Raw genomic sequence first — 17,406 nt, 5'->3', positions numbered from 1 at the left:
CTATGCCGCATGCACTTCGACCTAGCCGACCTACGCCTGTTCATCCACATCGCCGAATCTCCCAGCCTGACCCAGGCTGCGAAACGCGCGCATCTGTCCCTGGCCGCCGTCAGCGTGCGGATCAAGGCGCTGGAGAACCAGCTCAATTCCCGCTTGCTGTACCGCGACAGCCGGGGTGTGGAAATCACGCCCGCCGGCCAGAAGCTGCTACAGCACGCCCGCGTCATCATGCGGCAGGTCGACCACCTGAAGCACGACTTCCAGGAACAATCCGACGGCGACGCCGGGCATATCCGCATCTTCGCCAACACCACGGCCGTGACCGAATTCATGCCGGACATCCTGGCGCAGTTCCTGTCGGTGCATCCGGGCGTCACGGTCGACCTGCAAGAACGCCTGACGCGCGACATCGTGCGTGGCGTGCTGGACGGCACCACCGACCTGGGCATCGTGGCCGGCCCGGTGGACGCCCCCGAACTGCAAGCCATCCACTTCAGCACCGACCGGCTGGTGCTGGTGGTGCCTAACGGCCATCCGCTGCAAGACCAGGACAAGGTCAAGCTGGTGGACGCAGTGCGCTACCCGTTCATCACCATGCACGAAGGCTCCACGCTGGTGGCCTTTTTGCGAGACCAGTTGGAGCGCGTCAGCCAACGCCTGCCGCAGCGCATCCAGTTGTACAGCTTTGATTCCATCTGCCGCATGGTGCAGGCGGGCGTGGGCATCGGCGTGATTCCCGATTCCGCCGCCCGCCGCTATGGGGCGGACACCAAGCTGCGTGTGGTAGAACTTGATGAACCCTGGGTGGTGCGCGAACGCAAGCTGCTGGTGCGCGACATCGACGCCCTGCCCGGCTGCGCGCGTGAACTGATCGAACAGATTCAGACGCCGCGCACGCCTTAGGCGCACGTGGCTCGGGGCAGTCGCGGTCGTCGACCGCGGCAGTCAGGTTCCGCTAAACGCAGGCGGCCGCTTTTCAGCAAAGGCGCGCATGCCTTCCAGGTAGTCGTCGGTGTAGCCCAGCTCGCGCTGCAACTGGCATTCCAGGTCGAACTGCTGCGCCAGCGTATTGCCGCTGGATGCGTGCAACGCGGCCTTGGTGGCCGCATAGGCACGCGTGGGGCCCGTGGCCAAGGTGGCCGTGATGTCCGACAAGGTGGACGCCAAGGCCTCGTCTGGCACGACGCGCCAGATCAGTCCCCACGATTCTGCCTGCGTCGCGCTGACCGACTCGCCAAACAAGGCCGCGCCCATGGCTCGGGCCGAACCCACCAGGCGCGGCAAGAACCACGTGCCGCCCGCATCGGGCAACAAACCGATCTTGCTGAAGGCCTGCACGAAACGCGCGGACTGCACGGCGAATACGACGTCGCAGGCCAGCACCAGACTGGCCCCCGCGCCCGCCGCCACACCGTTCATCACGCACACCACCGGCACGGGCAGCGCGCGCAGGCGCGTGATCAAGGGTCGGTAGCATTTCTCCAGCATCAGGCTAAGGTCGCGCCGCGCGCCGTCTTCGGCGGGCTTGCGCTCGCTTAAGTCCTGCCCCGCGCAAAAGCCCCGGCCCGCCCCAGTGATGACCAGGCCGCGCAAGCCCGCGTGCGCCTCCATGGCGTCCAGCGCGCGCGCCAGTTCGGCGTGCATGACCTCGGTAAAGCTGTTGAGCCTGTCCGGCCGGTTCAGCGTAATCACGCCCACGCCATCCGATAGTGTGAAGCGGATCTGCGTGAAATCTTCGCTTGCGGTGGTGGGGGTCGCGCTCATGCCTGCTCCTCAAGGATCGCCAATTCTTCCAGCACCGCCAGTTGTTCGGCGGTGTCGCCCAGCAATTGATCCACCATGGTCAGCCGCTTGAAGTAATCGCCCACCTCCAGCTCGTCGGTCATGCCCATGCCGCCATGCAGTTGCACCGCCATCTGCGCCACCTGGCGTCCGGCGCGCGCGGCTTCCAGCTTGGCCGACGCAATCATGCGGCGGCGCTGCACGGCATCCGATTCGGTCAGGGCGGCCACGGCCACATAGGCCATCGACAAGGCCAGTTCCTTGGCCACCAGCATTTCGGCCAGGCGGTGCTGCAAAGCTTGAAACGACGCCAGCGGCTGGCCGAACTGCTTGCGGGTCTTCAGATAATCGACGGTGATTTCCAGCAGGCGGTCGATGGCGCCGGCCGCGTGCGCGCACAGCGCCGCCGTGCCCCACTGCAAGGCCTGGGCCAGGGCCTCGTCGGCTTGCGGGCCTTCCGCCAGCAAGGCGTCTTCGGGTAGCTCCACCGCGTTGAAATCCAGCCGGGCGCAGCGGGCGCCGTCCAGCGTGGGCGTGTCGGTAACCCGCACGCCCGAGGCATCCGCTGGCACTGCCAGCAGCACCGTCTGGCCATCCGCCCCCAACGCGCTCACCAGCCAAGCGCTTGCGGCGGCGCCGTGCCACACCAGATGCTTGACGCCGTCCAGCCGCCAGCCCTGAGCGGATTTGGCAGCGCGGCAATCTTGCGGCCGGGTGTCATAGCGGCGGCCGGGTTCCTGATAGGCCACGCTGACAATCGCCTCGCCCGAGGCAATGGTCGGCAACCAGCGGCCACGCGCGTCGTCACCGCAGGCATCCAGCAGCGCCGCGCCCATGACCGCGCTGGGAATGACGGGTTCGGACACCAGCCCACGGCCCAGTTCCACGTGCACGGGCAGCAGGCTGGCGGGCACTTCGCCAAAGCCGCCAAAGTCTTGCGAAATATTCAGGCCCAGCACACCCAGTTCGGCCAGTGCGCCCCAGGCGCGGGCGTCCAGCGTGCCCGTGGCCTGACGCGCGCGGCGTTGGGGGGTTGTCCATGCCTGGTCCACCAGGCGGCGCAGGCTGTCGGCCAGCATGCGCTGTTCTTCGGTATAGAGGAAATCCATGCGTGTCTTCCTGTCGGGTTGCGCGGGGCCTACAGGCCCAGCACCAGGCGGGCGATGAGGCCCTTCTGCACTTCGGTGGTGCCGCCGTAGATGGAGGTCTTGCGCATATCGGCATAGCCCGCGCCCGCGGCGGCGGCCATCTCGGGGCCGGGTCCGTGGGTGTCGTGGTCGGCCAGCAGCCAATCGGGGTCGTAAGGCCAGGCGTCCGGCCCCGCCACTTCCATTTGCAGCATGGCCAGGTCCTGCTGGATCTCGGACCCGCGTATCTTCAGCACAGAAGCCTCCGGGCCCGGCGTGCCGTCGTTGCTGGAGGCCACGCGCAGCAGCAGCATTTCCAGCGCCATGATGTCGACTTCAATGCGCGAAATTCTGTCGCGGAAACGGCTGTCGGCCAACAGCGGCTTGCCGCGCGATTGCGCTTGGGCCGCCATCTGTTTCAAGATGCCCAGTTCGCGATGGCAATGGCCCAGGCCGGCGATGCCGGTGCGCTCGTGGCCCAGCAGGTATTTGGCGTAGGTCCAGCCCTGGTTCTCTTCGCCCACCAGATTGGCCACCGGCACGCGCACGTTTTCCAGCCACACTTCGTTCACGTCGTGGCCGCCGTCCAGCGTGCGGATGGGGCGCACCGTCACGCCCGGTGCGCGCATGTCCAGCAGCAGCATCGAAATGCCGCGCTGCGCGCGGGCGTCAGGGTCGGTGCGGGCCAGGCAGAACATCCAGTCGGCGTACTGCGCCAAGGTGGTCCAGGTCTTCTGGCCGTTGACGACGTAGTCATCGCCATCACGCACGGCACGCGTTTTCAGCGAGGCAAGATCGGAACCCGAGCCCGGTTCGGAATAGCCCTGGCACCACCAGTCCTGTACGCGCGGAATGCGCGGCAACAGACGCGCCTGCTGTTCCGCGCTGCCGTATTTCATCAGCACCGGGCCGATCATCGACAAGCCGAACGGCAGCAGGCGCGGCGCGCCGGCCTTGAAGCATTCCACTTCGAAGATCAGGCGCTGCAAGGCGTTCCATCCGGTGCCGCCATGTTCAACGGGCCAGTTGGGCGCGCCCCAGCCGTGGTCCGCCAGGATGTTGTGCCAGCGTACGTAGTCGTCGCGCTCCAGGCGCTGATGGCGCAACACCTTGTCTCGAATATCGGCGGGCAGGTGCGTGCTGGCAAACGCGCGCACCTCGTCGCGGAATTGGCGCTCTTGCGGCGTCCAGGTCAGGTTCATGGTCTACCTCCTTTGCCCGGTATCTAGCCATGACGCGCGCGGCCGGACAATCTGCCTCTTCCGAAGACCGGCTTCGCGCTGGATGTAGGGCAAGGCAAGCCACCCCCACTACCGATACGCAAAAGGCCTGCTTCAGCAATGAAGAATGGCAGAAGCCCGCCGCAGTGCCGACACTAGCAGCCGTCATCCACTGAAATCCCATCGCACCATGACTGTTTCCGATCCCAAGGAAAGCGTGTCGCAGGGCGTCGAGGCGCAGTACCGCCAGGCGCTCGACCAGGGCCGCTTTCTTATCCAGCACTGTGGCGGCTGCGACCGCGCGGTGTTCTATCCCCGCATGGTCTGCCCGCACTGCGGGGCGGACAAACTGGCTTTTGCACCGGCCGACGGGCGCGGCACGGTGTATTCCACCACCGTCGTGCGCCGCAAGCCCGAGGCCGGTGGTGACTACAACGTGGCGCTGATCGACCTGCAAGAAGGCGTGCGGCTGATGAGCCGCGTGGAAGGCATTGCGCCCGCCGACGTGCGTATCGGCATGGCCGTGCAAGCCCGTGTCATTCAACAAGACGGCCACGGCCTTGTGGTCTTCGACCCCACCCAGGAGGCAGCATGACGCTTAACGATTTGCGCGGCGCCGTCGCGGTTGCCGGTGTGGGCCACGCGGGCCTGGGGCAAGCCAACGGCTTTACCGAAATGGAAATCCTGGTGCAGGCGGCGCAGCGCGCCGTGGCCGACGCCGGCCTGACGCTGCGCGACATCGACGGCATCTGCACCGCCAGCGTCGCCGCGCCGATGTGGGCCATGCCGGTGATCGAACACCTGGGCATCCGCCCCACTTTCATCGACAGCACCATGCTGGGCGGTTCCAGCTTCGTGGCGCACCTGTTGCCGGCCATGCACGCACTGGCGTCGGGCCAGTGCAACGCCGTGCTGGTCTGCTATGGCAGCACGCAGCGCACGTCCACGCTGAGCCGCGCCGAAGTGGGCCGCGTGCGCAAGCAGTTCGACCCGCAGCCCTATGAAACGCCTTACGACCCGCTAAGCCCGCTGTCGTCCTACGCGCTGGCCGCCGCCCGCCATATGCACCAGTACGGCACGCGCCGCGAGCATCTGGCGCAGGTGGCGTTGGCGGCCAACCAGTGGGCGCAATTGAACCCCGAGGCGCAATTGCGTGAACCCACGACGCTGGACCAGATTTTGTCAGCGCGCATGGTGTCCGACCCATTGAGCGTGCGCGATTGCTGCCTGGTCACCGACGGCGCGGGCGCCTTTGTGCTGGTGCGCGCCGACCGGGCGCGTGACCTGCCGCGCCCGCCCGTCTACGTGCTGGGCAATGCCACCGCCGTATGGAACCGGCAGATCTCGTCCATGCACGACCTGACCGTCACCGCCGCCGCGCAATCGGGCAAGCAGGCATTTGAAATGGCGGGCGTGTCGCCGCGTGACATCGACGTGGTCGAGCTCTACGACGCCTTCACCATCAACACCTTGCTGTTCCTGGAAGACCTGGGCTTTTGCGCCAAGGGGGAATCCAAGGACTTCATCGCGGACGGCGCCATTGCGCCGGGCGGCAGGCTACCCGTCAACACCAACGGCGGCGGGCTGTGCTGCGTGCATCCCGGCATGTATGGCGTCTTCATCATGATCGAGGCGGTGCGCCAATTGCGCGGGGAATGCGGCGACCGGCAGGTGGCCGACGCGCAACTGGCGCTGGTGCACGGCAACGGCGGCACGCTGTCCAGCCAATCGACCGCCATCCTGGGCACTCAGGCGGCGCTTTGATTTGCGCTTTGATCCGCGCTTTGATCCGCACCTTGCATTGAACCTTGACTCGCACCTTGATCCACACGCCACCATCGATGTCTCAAGCTGAACCCCTTACCCGCATCCATGAATTGCTGGCCCAGCAGGCGCGCCAGCAACCCGACGCCGTTTTTCTCTACGAAGAAGGCGGCGGCACGCTGAGCTATGCGCAACTATGGCAGCGCGTACAGGCCGTGGCCAAGTGGCTGCGCGAGCAAGGGGTGCAGCCGGGGCACCGCGTGCTGATGGTGGGGGAAAACTGCGCCGCGATGATCGCGGCGCTGTTCGGCTGCGGCGTGGCGGGCGCGTGGCCGGTGAGCGTGAACGCGCGGCTGTCGGCCCGCGAAGTCGACAACATCCGCCAGCACGCCCAGCCCGAACTGCTGCTGTACACCACAGAAGTGTCGGACGCGGCAGCCGCCCACGCCGCCGCCGTGGGTGCGGTGGAAGCGGACCCCGTTGTCTGGGGGCCGGGCGTGCAAGCCGCGCGCGCGACGACTCCCACTCATGCGGAAACCGGCGCGCTAGCCACGGAAGTGGCAACCGTCATCTACACATCCGGCACCACGGGCGCGCCCAAGGGCGTGCTGGTGCCGCACCGAGGCCTGCTGCATTTCGCTCGCATATCGGCCGCGTCGCGGCGCTTGACCCCGCATGACATCGGCTACGCGGCGCTGCCCATGTCGCACATCTTCGGCATCGCCACCGTGCTGATGGCGACCGTGCACGCGGGCGCCAGCCTGGTGCTGCGCAGCCGCTTCAACGCGGAAGACGCCTTCAAGGCCCTGGCGCATCCCGGCGTCAGCATCCTGCAAGGCGTGCCCACCATGTTCAGCCGCATGATGGCCGTGGCCCCGCCCCGCGCCGACCTGCGCGCCCCTGCCCTGCGCTACCTGTACACCGGCGGCGCGGCGCTGGATCCCACGCTGAAGCGCGACGCCGAACGCTACTTCGGCGTGGCCATGCATCACGGCTACGGCATCACCGAATACGCGGGTTCGATGTTCATCACCCGCATCGACGAACCCCGCGAAGACTGCTCCGCCGGCTATGCGGTGGACGGCGTCGAGCTGCGCCTGGGCAGCCCCGATGCCGACGCTCCCAAGCCTGGCCAGCGCGGCGACATCCTGATCCGTGGCCCCGGCGTCATGCTGGGCTACTACCGCAACCCGGAACAAACGGCGCAAGCGCTGCTGCCCGGCGGCTGGCTCAACACCGGCGACATCGGCTATGTGGACGACAGCGGTGCACTCTTCATCGCCGGCCGTTCCAAGGACCTGATCATCCGCTCGGGCTTCAACGTCTACCCCATCGAAGTCGAGTCGGTCATCAACGCGTTCCCCGGCGTGCGCCTGTCCGCCGTGGTGGGCCGCAACACCGACGACCACAACGAAGAGGTCATCGCCTTTGTCGAGCCGCAGCCCGGCGCCAAGGTCGAAACCGAACTGTTGATGCTGCACCTGCGCGCGCAACTGGCGCCGTACAAGCGGCCCGCTCGAGTCATTCCCATCGACTGCATTCCCACGACCGTCAGCGGAAAAATACTGAAGCAACCGCTGAAAGAAAGGCTGGCGTAGGCGCGGACTCGCTGTTTCCGCTCCACGACCGGCCTCTTAACCACAAGGAGACAACAGCGTGAAACTCAAGACCCTATTTGCCGTGGCCGCCGCCACGGCAGCCTTCGCCATGGCGTCCTCGGCCAGTGCAGAAGCGTATCCCGACCGCCCCATCCGCCTGCTGGTCGGCTACGCGCCCGGCGGCCCCGTCGACACCACGGCCCGCGTCTTCGCCAAGTACCTGGGCGACAAGCTGGGCCAGACCGTCGTGGTGGAAAACCGCGCGGGCGCCAGCGGCATGATTGCGTCGGACGCCACCGCCAAGGCCACGCCCGACGGCTACCTGCTGGGCTTTGCCGCCAGCCCCACCCTGACCATGTCGCCCTTGGTCCAGCGCAGCAAGCTGTTCGATCCGCGCAGCGACTTCTCGCTGATCGGGCTGGTGGTCGACTACGCCAACGTGCTGCTGATCGGCCCGCAGATTCCCGCCAAGAACGTCGGCGAACTGGTCAATTACGCGCGCGCGCATCCCGATGCCGTGTCGTTCGGATCGGCCGGCATCGGCGCCTCGAATCACTTGTCGGCCGAGCTCCTGAAAAAACAGGCCGACGCGCCCATGCTGCATGTGCCTTATCGCGGCAACTCGCCCGCCATGATGGACGTGGTCAGCGGCAAGGTGACGTTCATGTTCGACATCACCAGCACCGCCATTCCCTTCATCAAGAGCGGCAAGGCGCGCGCGCTGGCCGTCACGTCCAAGACCCGCAACCCGGAACTGCCGGACGTGCCCACCATGATCGAAGCCGGCATGAAAGACTACGAAGTCGTGGGCTGGTACGCGCTGGTCGGCCCGAAGAAACTGCCTGATGCCGTCTCAACCCGCCTGACCCGCGCGCTGCAAGACGTGTCGAAAGACCCCGCGTTCCGCAAAGCCATGACCGATGGCGGCTACGCCATCAACACGGGCGATTCCAAAGCCCTGCAAGCCCGTATCGACCGCGAGTACGCCTTGTGGTCGGACGTCATCCAAAGCGCCAACATCCAGGCCAACTGACCTCTACCGGAGCCCCTCTGATGCATCCTCCGCTTGCGCTACGCGCCCAGACCCGCCTGCCGATCATCGGCGCCCCCATGTTTCTGGTCTCTGGGCCCGAGCTGGTCGTGGCGCAATGCGCGGCGGGGATCATCGGCACTTTTCCATCCCTGAACGCCCGTCCGCAGGAACAGTTGCAAGACTGGCTCACCCGCATCGAAGACGGCCTGGCCGCCCGCCGACGCGCCCACCCCACGGCCAAGGTGGCGCCCTACGGCGTGAACCTGATCATCCACCCCAGCAACCCACGCTGGCAGGGCGACCTGGCCATCTGCGCCGAACGGCGCGTGCCGCTCATCATCACGTCATTGCATGCGCCCGAAGCCGTGGTGCAAGCCGTGCATCCCTACGGCGGATTGGTCTATCACGACGTCACCAACGTGCGGCACGCCAAGCGCGCACTGGAGGCGGGGGTCGACGGCCTGATCCTGGTGGCGGCGGGCGCGGGCGGCCATGCGGGCCAGATCAACCCCATCGCGCTCATCAACGAAATCCGCGCGTTCTACGATGGCCCCTTGGCGCTATCGGGCTGTATCAGCCATGGCAAGGATGTGCTTGCCGCCGAAGTCCTGGGCTGCGACTTTGCCTACATGGGCACGCGCTTCATCGCCACGCAGGAATCACTGGCGGGCGACGCGTACCGCGAGATGGTGCTGCAAGCGCAAGCGGCTGACGTGACTTACACCCCGTACTTTTCGGGCGTACCCGCGAACTACTTGTCGGCCAGCATTCTGGCGGCGGGACTGGACCCCGTGGCCTTGTCCCGAAATGGCGAAGCGCCGCCCGCAAACATGGACAAGAATTCGCGGCCCAAGGCCTGGAAAGATGTCTGGAGCGCCGGGCAAGGCGTGGGCGCGGCGCAGGAGATCCTGTCGATTGCAACGCTGGTGGATCAGTTGGAAGCGGAATATCGCAGTGCGCGGGCGGCGTTGGTGACGGCAGCGGGCTAGCTTGCACCCGCCGCGTCACTTTTCCGTATCCCCCAACAAATCCATACTCGGCCCACCCGCGATGAACTGATCCAGTAAGCGCTGCTCGGCCGCGATTTTCTCCGGGTCCACATACCGAGCGGGTGGCGGGGCATTGCGCCGGCTTTCTTGCGTGAGTTCCGCAAACCGCTGCAGAAACTCCGGTGACGGGGCTTCGCTCAAGGTGCGGGTTTGCGGGCGCAGCTTCACGCCGAAGGGATCGTTCGCCGGCTTCTGGCCCGGCGTGGGGGAACTGATGGTGATGACTGTGACCCTATCATCGCGGCGCAGCGGGACGATGGCGCTGGTGTCGGCGTTCAGATAGCTGGCCATGGTGGCTAGCGCAATTCCCACAAAGGGAGACGCCGCGCCCGTGTCGCCCAGGCGTTGAGTCAGGTCATAGCTTTGGTCAGAAGCAAGCAGATCCAGCGGGCTGTCGGCCAGTTGCAAAGCGGGAAGCAGATCTGCCAAGGCAGAACGGTTCAAACCTGCGTCATAGAAGACTCGTGTAGGCGCGTGGGCCAAAGGCGTCACGGCCTGTGTCCAGGCGCTTGCCACTGCCGCATGGCGTGCGTCGCCTTTCAGGGGAATGCCGTCGGATTGCAACGAGACTTCGACCGGGCGGTGCAACCGGGCCAATGGTGTCAGGCGGTCCCATTGCTGGAAACCGCGTTCGGTGATGGGTTGAGGGAACCAGGGGCTGGGTTGAAAGGAATATGGCGGGTTGCGGCGCCAATCGGTGAAGGCGGGGTCGATGTCGTTCTTGTGTGGCTTTGTGTATTTGGCAAACCCGCGTAGCCAGTCCAGGCGCTCGGGGCGGGCGAAGACGATGGCGGTGACGGCTTCCGTCAAATCGTCGGTTTGCCGCAGGCCGCTGGGCACCCTGCGCGCGTCGTTGCGACTACCAAGCGCGTAAGCCATACCGAATCCATCAACGGCATAGACCAGCAGCGCGGGCATATCCGGGTTTCTTTCAAAGATCCTAAACAGATAGTCGACGAATTCTTCAGGCGTGCTATTGCAGATGACACCCGGCTTTAGCGGCTTGGCACGGTGCCAATGCAGGCCGGCTGGCCCCATGATTCGATCAATCATCCCGTTCATAGACACTGAAGTTCTCTGAGGAGAAAAGCGCAGCCCCACTACTGTCGGGTCATAGTCCCTCACAACGGCAAGACTTGGAATGGGCCAACGCTCTGGAAAGCCGATCAATGCCAGTTCCAGAGCGTTAGCCATTCGCATGTTCCAGGCCATGTCCTTATCTTCGGCAATGGTTGGGTAGTCAGCCGGGTCCATAGGCAATATCGTCCCGACATGTAATGTTTCCGCTCTATCTGCATTCTGCTTTTGCAATTGAGCCCATACCTGACCTTGACGATAGACGTCGAGACTCAATCCAATGCGGACGATGTCCAAAGTTTCCAGGCGAGGGGATGAGGCAGGAGCAGAGAAATTCAGCATTTCGTGTCCAGGAGACGGCGGTATTGGATCAATGCCGGTTGGTTCTGCGGGAGTGGCTGGTAAACGGCAACCAACAACTGCGGCCGACTCACCCGAGATAAGAGGTTCCGCATGCAAAGGCGCAACGCCCGTTGCTATGCAGGTCAGCGCAAGAAAAGCAAAATTCCGCGATTTATTCATCCGGCGCCCCCCGCCCCGAGCTAGGAGCAAGACGGTTGTTACGGTCTTTCAATGTCTGAGTTGTCACCAACGTTGGCAATGGAAGCTGTCCGATCACCTCTGGAAGCGTTCCCCCGCCACGCTCCACTAATCGACCTTTTGAGTCATAGAGCGACACTTTTCTACTTCGATAAAGATCTGTCGCGTCAATCAACGATCGATACACCTCTTCTTCATTCTCGTAATAGGCGAGCGTCAGCGCATCTGGCTTATCCCGTTCCTCTATCCCGTCAGAGTGCGGGGTTCGGTAGTCTTCCACCCAAGCCATCCTCCAATCCGCCACCCGGCACAGATACGCATAGAACGGCGCATCATCAATACTGCGTGCCTGCCCTATCGCCAGGTCATACGCCATCGCCCGCTGGCTATGCATGGCATTCGCGGGGATGGAGGAATGAAAGGAAATCGGGCTTTGCTCGTCCACCCCCGCGTTCATTCTTCGCCGACGCGCTTCGTTCGGGCTTTCCTGATACGTCACGTTAAAGCGACGTCCGCCCACGTGGTCGACCTGGGTGATCCGGTGCCAGTCCGCCGCCCATTCGTTGTTCTCCGGCGCTCTGTACGGGTTACGCAACGGGTCGTTCAAACCCGTGAGTTCTGCTTCAAGCAATGGAGCATACGCCATGCCTCCACTGCGGGAGCTATAGGTTTGCGGAACCGGCCCAGCGCTTTGCGGCAAGGTCACCGCGCGGGTGCCCGCCACGCGTATTCCCTTGTTCGTGATGGCAATCGATGCATCAATCGGATCATCCGGCGCGTTTACCGGTGCAATACCCGCCGATGCCTGCTCGGCCATCACCACGCCGCCCGAGCTGAAGTCCGCCAGGAATGGCAGCGGCAGGGATGGCGCGTTGATGGGCACCGACTGGTCGGGCGCGAAGTCAGCGCTGGCCGCCCATCGCTGCGGCAAGCCCATGCCCGAACCCTCCCAGGTGCTTTCATGTTGATGGCGCAAGACGTAGTCCTGAGTAGGTGGCAGACCAATGGCTTGGCCCTCGCCATCGCGCGTTCGCATCGTGAATACCCGTTGATGAAAATGGCTTCCCAGTGCGGACAAGCCAGGACCATGGATATCGCCTACCCACTGCTTCGCCATGTTGCCCGCCAGCGTGGGCACAAGATCCACCATCGTCCGAGGCTTGCGCACGGGCATGGCTTGGTAAGTCAAGGTGTCGGCAACGCCTTGCCAGCCGATACCCTGCACGTTGCGCATGCCGACGGTTTTGTCCTCGGGCGTGAAGTAGAGAAACACGCGGCCGCGATTGTCGCGCTCGGAAAAGGCAACGTCTTTGCCATCCAGCGTGGTCTGGCATTGCAAACCATTCCAACGCAAGCCACCGATGCAGGCGGGGCTTGATGGGTCGGCCATCTGGGCAAAGGTGGGCACCGGGTTGGGATTGGCGCCGATGAAACCGACGATGTTCGCAAGCGTTGTCACGCGCGCCTTGGTGGTCTGCTGCGCCTCGGACATCTCCATGCGCTCGAAGCGGGATTCCAGCAGACTGTATGGCGGGTTCATCATGATGACCGCATCCACGGGCCGCTTGCCTTCGTCCTTGAGCAAGGCGTTGGCCAGCAGGGTGATCAGCGTGCCCTGGCTGTGCCCAACCACATTGATCGTGTCGTTCTCGCCGGTGGTCTTGCCGTCCGGATGGCGGTAGGCGCGAATCATGTTCACCAACATGGCCAGGCGCTTGGCCGCCAGCAGCATGTATTTGCGGCTGGGCGCCATGACCAGTGGGTGGTCGGGCGACCCAAATAAGGGGTTGATCGGCAGCAGGCCCATCAGCTTGCCGGAGAAGCCCTCACCCCACATATCCGGAATGGAAGTCGTGGCGTTGGCGAACATCCCACCCTGCTTGATGCCGTCTTTGTCGAGCCTGTTGTGGTAGCGGTCCAGCCATTCTCCGTGCTCGGTCTTCTTGTCGATGTATTGTTCTTCTTCGCGAAAGCCCCAATAGAACGGGATGACGACACTGCGCGACGCGCCGCCGAACTTGCCGGCGGATGCTCGGCGGCGATAGTAGACGGCGTCGGGGTTAGGCGCCGCGCCCTGATCCTCGGCGGGCAATCGGTATCTGGCGGGATTCAGCGCGGCGCAGCTTCTACTGCCGTCCGCGGTCTTCAAATGATCCAAGCGCTCATTCAAGCCCACGCAGATGCCGGTTTCCAGGTCGTCATACACGCCGGCCAGATCATTCACCCCGTGAATCAGAATCACCACGCAGGGCTTGGCCTGCTGCACCCGCACGATCGCAGGGCGCGCGCCGGGCAAGAGCAGCGCCTCGGACTGGCCCGTCAATGGGACGGAACGTGTTTCCATGGAAGCTCCTTGGTCGAAGTGAATTGGCCCGCCAAGAGCCACGTCACACGCATCGCGACCCGACGCCAGAACGCGTCAATCGGCGTCGTGCACAGTCAGCTTTGCGATGTGCATCGCATGGCTTTCCATCAACTGCGTTGTGCCTTCCGCGTCGGTAACGCCCTGGACGGTTTCGCCATTGTTCAATGTGATCGTGTAGCGGCGGTGGGCCACCGGGCGCACGCCGTCCGGCAGGGTCACGATGAATTTTCGTTGGGTCTGGCCAAGGTCGAATTTAGGAAGTTCCGCCGCCAAACTGGCCGCCCCCAACATCTGATGGCTGGCCGCCTTGACCGTGAACGTGCCGGGGCAGCCGAACTCAATCGCGCCATCCTGCATCTTGATGTAGGCCCCGCCGCACAACAGCGTGATGTGCTTGTCGGCAACCGCCAGGACATGCGCGTCGGCCGAGGAAATTTCAACGCTTTTTTCAGCCTGCACGCGGACGTTGCCATGTTGCGCCTGCAACAGCATCTGGCCTTGGTGGGCGATATGCCGCATATCGCCGCCTTGTGTGAAGAAGCTGATTCCCTGCCCCGCATTCATGACGACGGTTTGCCCCGCCGTCAGGTGCAGGTTCTTCTGCGCAACGGTGTCCGCGTTGCCGCCCGCCGCCACGGTGATTGATGCGGGCGAGCCCACGGCAATGCCCGCCGGGCTGCTCAACGCAATAACGGGTTGGCCGCCGTTGCTGGCTCCGGCTTCGTCGTTGGCGCCATGCCCAAGATTCCGCACATTGTCCGTCAGCCGCTGCTGGCGTGTTGCGTCATGCGCCAGCGCTTCGTGGCCCGCCGCGTATTCGCCCAGGTTGCTGGCCAGCGCCAGCGCGCTTTCAAGGCCCCGCACCAGCTCGTTGCGGGATAGCTGCCCACCCTTGGCGTGGGCTTGTCCGCCCGTGGTCAGCAATATCCCCTTTGCCGCGCGCACCGCGCCCTGCCCGTCGGTACGCAGCTCAAACCCTTCACCACGGGGTGCCCCGCCTTCGGGCCTGGGCTGCGTCAGATAACCCAGATGCAGTTGGGATGCGTCATGGTCGCTCATCAGCGCCGCGCTGATCTGCGCCGAGGTGTCGTCCAGCCGCAGTTCGTTCGCGCGGTGCCCTTTGTGCTCTTTGGATTTGATGGTGGCAAGCGTGTTGTGCCGAGGCAGCGCGTAAGGCGGCAGGTTGGTTTCGCGGAAGAGCCGCCCCATGGCAATTGGCTGGTCGCAATCACCGTTCAAAAAATTCACGATGACCTCTTGACCGATACGCGGGACCGCAATATGCCCCCACTGCGCGCCCGCCCAATCCTGCGCCACGCGTATCCAGCACGAGCTGTGTTCGTTGTTGCGGCCCAGGCGGTCCCACGGAAATTGCACTTTGATCCTGCCATGGGCATCGCAAAAGATTTCTTCGTTGGGCGGGCCGACAACGGTGGCCGTTTGTGGGCCATCGATGCACGGCTTGCCGCGGGGTAGCGGCTTCCAGTCCGTTTGATCAGGCACGAGTTCAGCCGTGTAGCCGTAGTGCGTGCCTGGCTGGGCATCCGCGCAGTCCTGCTCCAGGCTGACGTATTGCACGCCATGGTGACGCATACGTACCGGGCGCCACTTTCGGTTCCACTCGTCGCGCGCGTGGCCCTGCAACAAAAAGGCCAGGCCGGGAACAAGGCGCGGGTCGTCGCCTTCGACTGACGCGGTGCAAGCGTCGTTACGCCGTCCCATCAGGCGGGTTCGGGTAAAGAGCTTGCCCGCCTCATCACGTTTGTAGCGCCCGGGGTAGTCATAGCGCTCGTAGCGCATGTCTTGATGGGCCTGATCCGCGGCGACAGCGCTGTGTTCCTGCTCGTACCGGGGGTGCGTATAGGTGTAGTCGCGTTGTGTCTGGATGGCGGTGCGCACGCGCTCGGCATAGCTGAAACGCTGCAAGCCGGGCGCGGGCGGGTCGCCGCCGGACGCGGGGTGGTAGATGACCGGGCCACCCGGGATGTCGTCGTTGAGGGTGATGCGGTCGCCGTGTGTCAGACGATGCCCAACGTCGGAATGCGCGTAGTAATAGAAATAGCCTTCCTCGGCGGCAAGCCTGTCCAGAAATGCTAAGTCTGTGTCGCCTGCCTGCACGCAATACTCGCGCGGCAGGTGTTCGTAGGTGCTGATTTGTTCGTAGTCGGTGATGCCCTGGCGCTTGATCACGTCGGCCATGATCTCCGGCACGGACAGATGCTGGTAGATGCGCCAATCGGAACACAGGGCGGCGCGCGCCAAAGACGGTTCTACGACGACCCGATAGTGGGTGCGGCGAAAGCCGGTGCCGGCTTGTTCAAATTCAGTGACGATGCCGTGTACGTAACGCGCTGCGTGTTTGCCATGCCAGATCGTGAACAAGGCCGCGTCGTCCAGCATGGCGCCGAAATCCACATCGGATTCCGTGCTGGACAGCCACAGCGTCAAGCGATACGTCTCCGACAGCGCTTCGTCCAGCGTGAACTCGATGACGTCGTACGTAACGCCGATCGCGTGTGCATTCACCGGCTGAAAGGTGAAACGGAAAGTCGACTGGGAGGGCATGGCAGAGTCCGTAAGGATTTCCTGCCAGGAGCCTAGCCGACCCCACAGCAAACAGATATAGAACAAATCTGAAATGCGGGACCACAATCCGAAGTACGCCAGAATGTGGCCCGCATTATCGATGCGCTATATCACGGCGGCTTATTCCAAGGATCCCTATTCCAGCTTGATGTTCGCCGTCTTGATCAGGTCGCGCCACTTCACGATTTCATTGCGCACGAATTCGCCAAACTGCTCGGGCGTGCCGGGCTTGGGTTCGGCGCCCGCCGCGATCATGCCCTTGGCCGTGCCTGGGTCCGACAGCACCCTCACCATGTCGGCGTTCATGCGCTTGACGATGTCGGGCGGCGTGCCCTTGGGCGCCATCACGCCGCTCCACGAATAGGCCTCGTAGCCGGGCAGGCCCGACTCGGCGATGGTGGGCACGTTGGGCAGCATGCTGGACCGCGTGGGGTTGCCCACGCCCAGCGCGCGCACCTTGCCGCCGCTCAAATGCGGCACGGCGGACGGGCCGTCCGCGAACATCACCTGCACCTGTCCGCCCAGCAAGTCCTGCATGGCGGGCGCGCTGCCCTGATAGGGCACGTGCTGGATGCGGGTGCCGGCCATGGCGTTGAACAACTCCCCGGCCAGATGCGTGCCACCGCCCGTGCCCGATGAGCCGAACGAGAGCTTGCCGGGATGTTGTTTGGCATAGGCGATCAGTTCGCTCACCGTGTTCACCGGCACCGACGCATTCACCACCAGCACGATGGGAAACACGGCCGCCATGCCCACCGGCACGAAGTCGGTGGTGATGTCGTAGGTGAGGTTGTTGCGCAGGCTGGGCAGCACCGCGTGGTGGATCGAGGCGAAGAAGAAGTTGTAGCCGTCCGGCGCCGACTTGGCGGCGTACTGCGCGCCGACGATGCCACCCGCGCCCGACTTGTTGTCCACCACGGTGGGCACGGACCACATCTGGCCCAGGGGCTGCGTGGTGAAGCGGGCGGTGGTATCCACCGGGCCGCCGGCTGGGAACGGCACGATGAAGGTCACGGCATGGCCGGGCCAGGTGGCGGCGCGGGCAACGGAAGGCAACAAGGTGGGCAGTACGGCTGAGGCGCATGCGGCGCCCAGCCCCGCGATGACGCGGCGGCGTTGAGGATCAATCACTGCAGTCTCCAGGTCTTGGTGTTATGCACGGTCAAGCTTTGGTGCTGCCGCCCGCCGTTTTTTATGCGCGCTGTTGTTGCGCTTTTTTATTATTTGCCGAGCGCCCGGATTCGCCGCTACACATTTTCAAAAGC

The 17,406-nt window shown here is 64.3% G+C and carries 13 protein-coding genes; 6 read left to right on the top strand and 7 right to left on the bottom strand.

Translation table 11 applies throughout. The features are described from left to right. The first annotated feature begins 9 nt into the window (after window positions 1–9). On the top strand, window positions 10–903 hold the full coding sequence (locus WBR68_RS00350; protein WP_050447477.1) for a LysR family transcriptional regulator: 894 nt from the start codon (window positions 10–12) through the stop codon (window positions 901–903). A 42-nt stretch (window positions 904–945) separates the two neighbouring features. Here the strand turns inward: WBR68_RS00350 and paaG are convergent, their stop codons facing one another. Genes paaG through WBR68_RS00335 form a run of 3 tightly spaced genes read right to left on the bottom strand, consistent with a single transcriptional unit; the run spans window position 946 to window position 4,111 of the window. Next, the gene (gene paaG, locus WBR68_RS00345) at window positions 946–1,764 is read right to left on the bottom strand and encodes a 2-(1,2-epoxy-1,2-dihydrophenyl)acetyl-CoA isomerase PaaG (RefSeq protein WP_230605772.1); all 819 of its coding nucleotides are present in this window, start codon (window positions 1,762–1,764) and stop codon (window positions 946–948) included. Further along, the gene (locus WBR68_RS00340) at window positions 1,761–2,891 is read right to left on the bottom strand and encodes an acyl-CoA dehydrogenase family protein (RefSeq protein WP_230605770.1); all 1,131 of its coding nucleotides are present in this window, start codon (window positions 2,889–2,891) and stop codon (window positions 1,761–1,763) included. The genes paaG and WBR68_RS00340 overlap by 4 nt, the downstream gene beginning before the upstream one ends. Window positions 2,892–2,920: 29 nt before the next feature. Beyond that, window positions 2,921–4,111 (bottom strand): acyl-CoA dehydrogenase family protein, encoded by a 1,191-nt coding sequence (locus tag WBR68_RS00335; protein ID WP_230605767.1) that lies wholly within the window; start codon window positions 4,109–4,111, stop codon window positions 2,921–2,923. Between the two features lie 208 nt (window positions 4,112–4,319). Between WBR68_RS00335 and WBR68_RS00330 the strand changes: the two genes are divergently transcribed. The 5 genes from WBR68_RS00330 to WBR68_RS00310 all read left to right on the top strand — a co-directional run bounded on the left by WBR68_RS00330 (window position 4,320) and on the right by WBR68_RS00310 (window position 9,513). Then, complete coding sequence (locus WBR68_RS00330) at window positions 4,320–4,724, top strand: Zn-ribbon domain-containing OB-fold protein (protein WP_230605764.1); 405 nt, start codon at window positions 4,320–4,322, stop codon at window positions 4,722–4,724. Further along, window positions 4,721–5,893 carry a thiolase gene (locus WBR68_RS00325; RefSeq protein WP_127183580.1) on the top strand — a complete coding sequence of 391 codons (1,173 nt, stop codon included), beginning with the start codon at window positions 4,721–4,723 and terminating at the stop codon, window positions 5,891–5,893. Before WBR68_RS00330 ends, WBR68_RS00325 begins: the two co-directional genes overlap by 4 nt. 77 nt (window positions 5,894–5,970) lie before the next feature. Further along, window positions 5,971–7,491 carry a class I adenylate-forming enzyme family protein gene (locus WBR68_RS00320; RefSeq protein ID WP_230605761.1) on the top strand — a complete coding sequence of 507 codons (1,521 nt, stop codon included), beginning with the start codon at window positions 5,971–5,973 and terminating at the stop codon, window positions 7,489–7,491. 58 nt (window positions 7,492–7,549) lie between these two features. Continuing rightward, window positions 7,550–8,524: a Bug family tripartite tricarboxylate transporter substrate binding protein gene (locus tag WBR68_RS00315; RefSeq protein ID WP_050447485.1), complete on the top strand. Its 975-nt coding sequence runs from the start codon at window positions 7,550–7,552 to the stop codon at window positions 8,522–8,524. A 20-nt stretch (window positions 8,525–8,544) separates the two neighbouring features. Then, window positions 8,545–9,513, top strand: a complete 969-nt coding sequence (locus WBR68_RS00310; protein WP_050447486.1) for an NAD(P)H-dependent flavin oxidoreductase — start codon at window positions 8,545–8,547, stop codon at window positions 9,511–9,513. A 15-nt stretch (window positions 9,514–9,528) separates the two neighbouring features. On the opposite strand, the gene WBR68_RS00305 is transcribed toward WBR68_RS00310, so the two are convergent. The 4 genes from WBR68_RS00305 to WBR68_RS00290 form a co-directional block, all read right to left on the bottom strand. Beyond that, window positions 9,529–10,992, bottom strand: a complete 1,464-nt coding sequence (locus WBR68_RS00305) for a type VI lipase adapter Tla3 domain-containing protein (RefSeq protein ID WP_230605759.1) — start codon at window positions 10,990–10,992, stop codon at window positions 9,529–9,531. A 172-nt stretch (window positions 10,993–11,164) separates the two neighbouring features. Then, window positions 11,165–13,486, bottom strand: a complete 2,322-nt coding sequence (locus tag WBR68_RS00300; protein WP_230605758.1) for a T6SS effector phospholipase Tle3 domain-containing protein — start codon at window positions 13,484–13,486, stop codon at window positions 11,165–11,167. A gap of 123 nt (window positions 13,487–13,609) precedes the next feature. Next, on the bottom strand, window positions 13,610–16,120 hold the full coding sequence (locus WBR68_RS00295) for a type VI secretion system Vgr family protein (RefSeq protein WP_230605755.1): 2,511 nt from the start codon (window positions 16,118–16,120) through the stop codon (window positions 13,610–13,612). A 156-nt stretch (window positions 16,121–16,276) separates the two neighbouring features. Next, window positions 16,277–17,272 carry a Bug family tripartite tricarboxylate transporter substrate binding protein gene (locus WBR68_RS00290; protein ID WP_230605752.1) on the bottom strand — a complete coding sequence of 332 codons (996 nt, stop codon included), beginning with the start codon at window positions 17,270–17,272 and terminating at the stop codon, window positions 16,277–16,279. Window positions 17,273–17,406: the final 134 nt, after the last annotated feature.

Origin of the sequence: Achromobacter sp. JD-1 (assembly GCF_038594925.1) — a bacterium.
Lineage (GTDB): Bacteria > Pseudomonadota > Gammaproteobacteria > Burkholderiales > Burkholderiaceae_B > Achromobacter > Achromobacter spanius_C.
The sequence above is the reverse complement of the archived record's forward strand: the minus strand, read 5'-3'. Positions and strand labels throughout refer to the sequence as shown.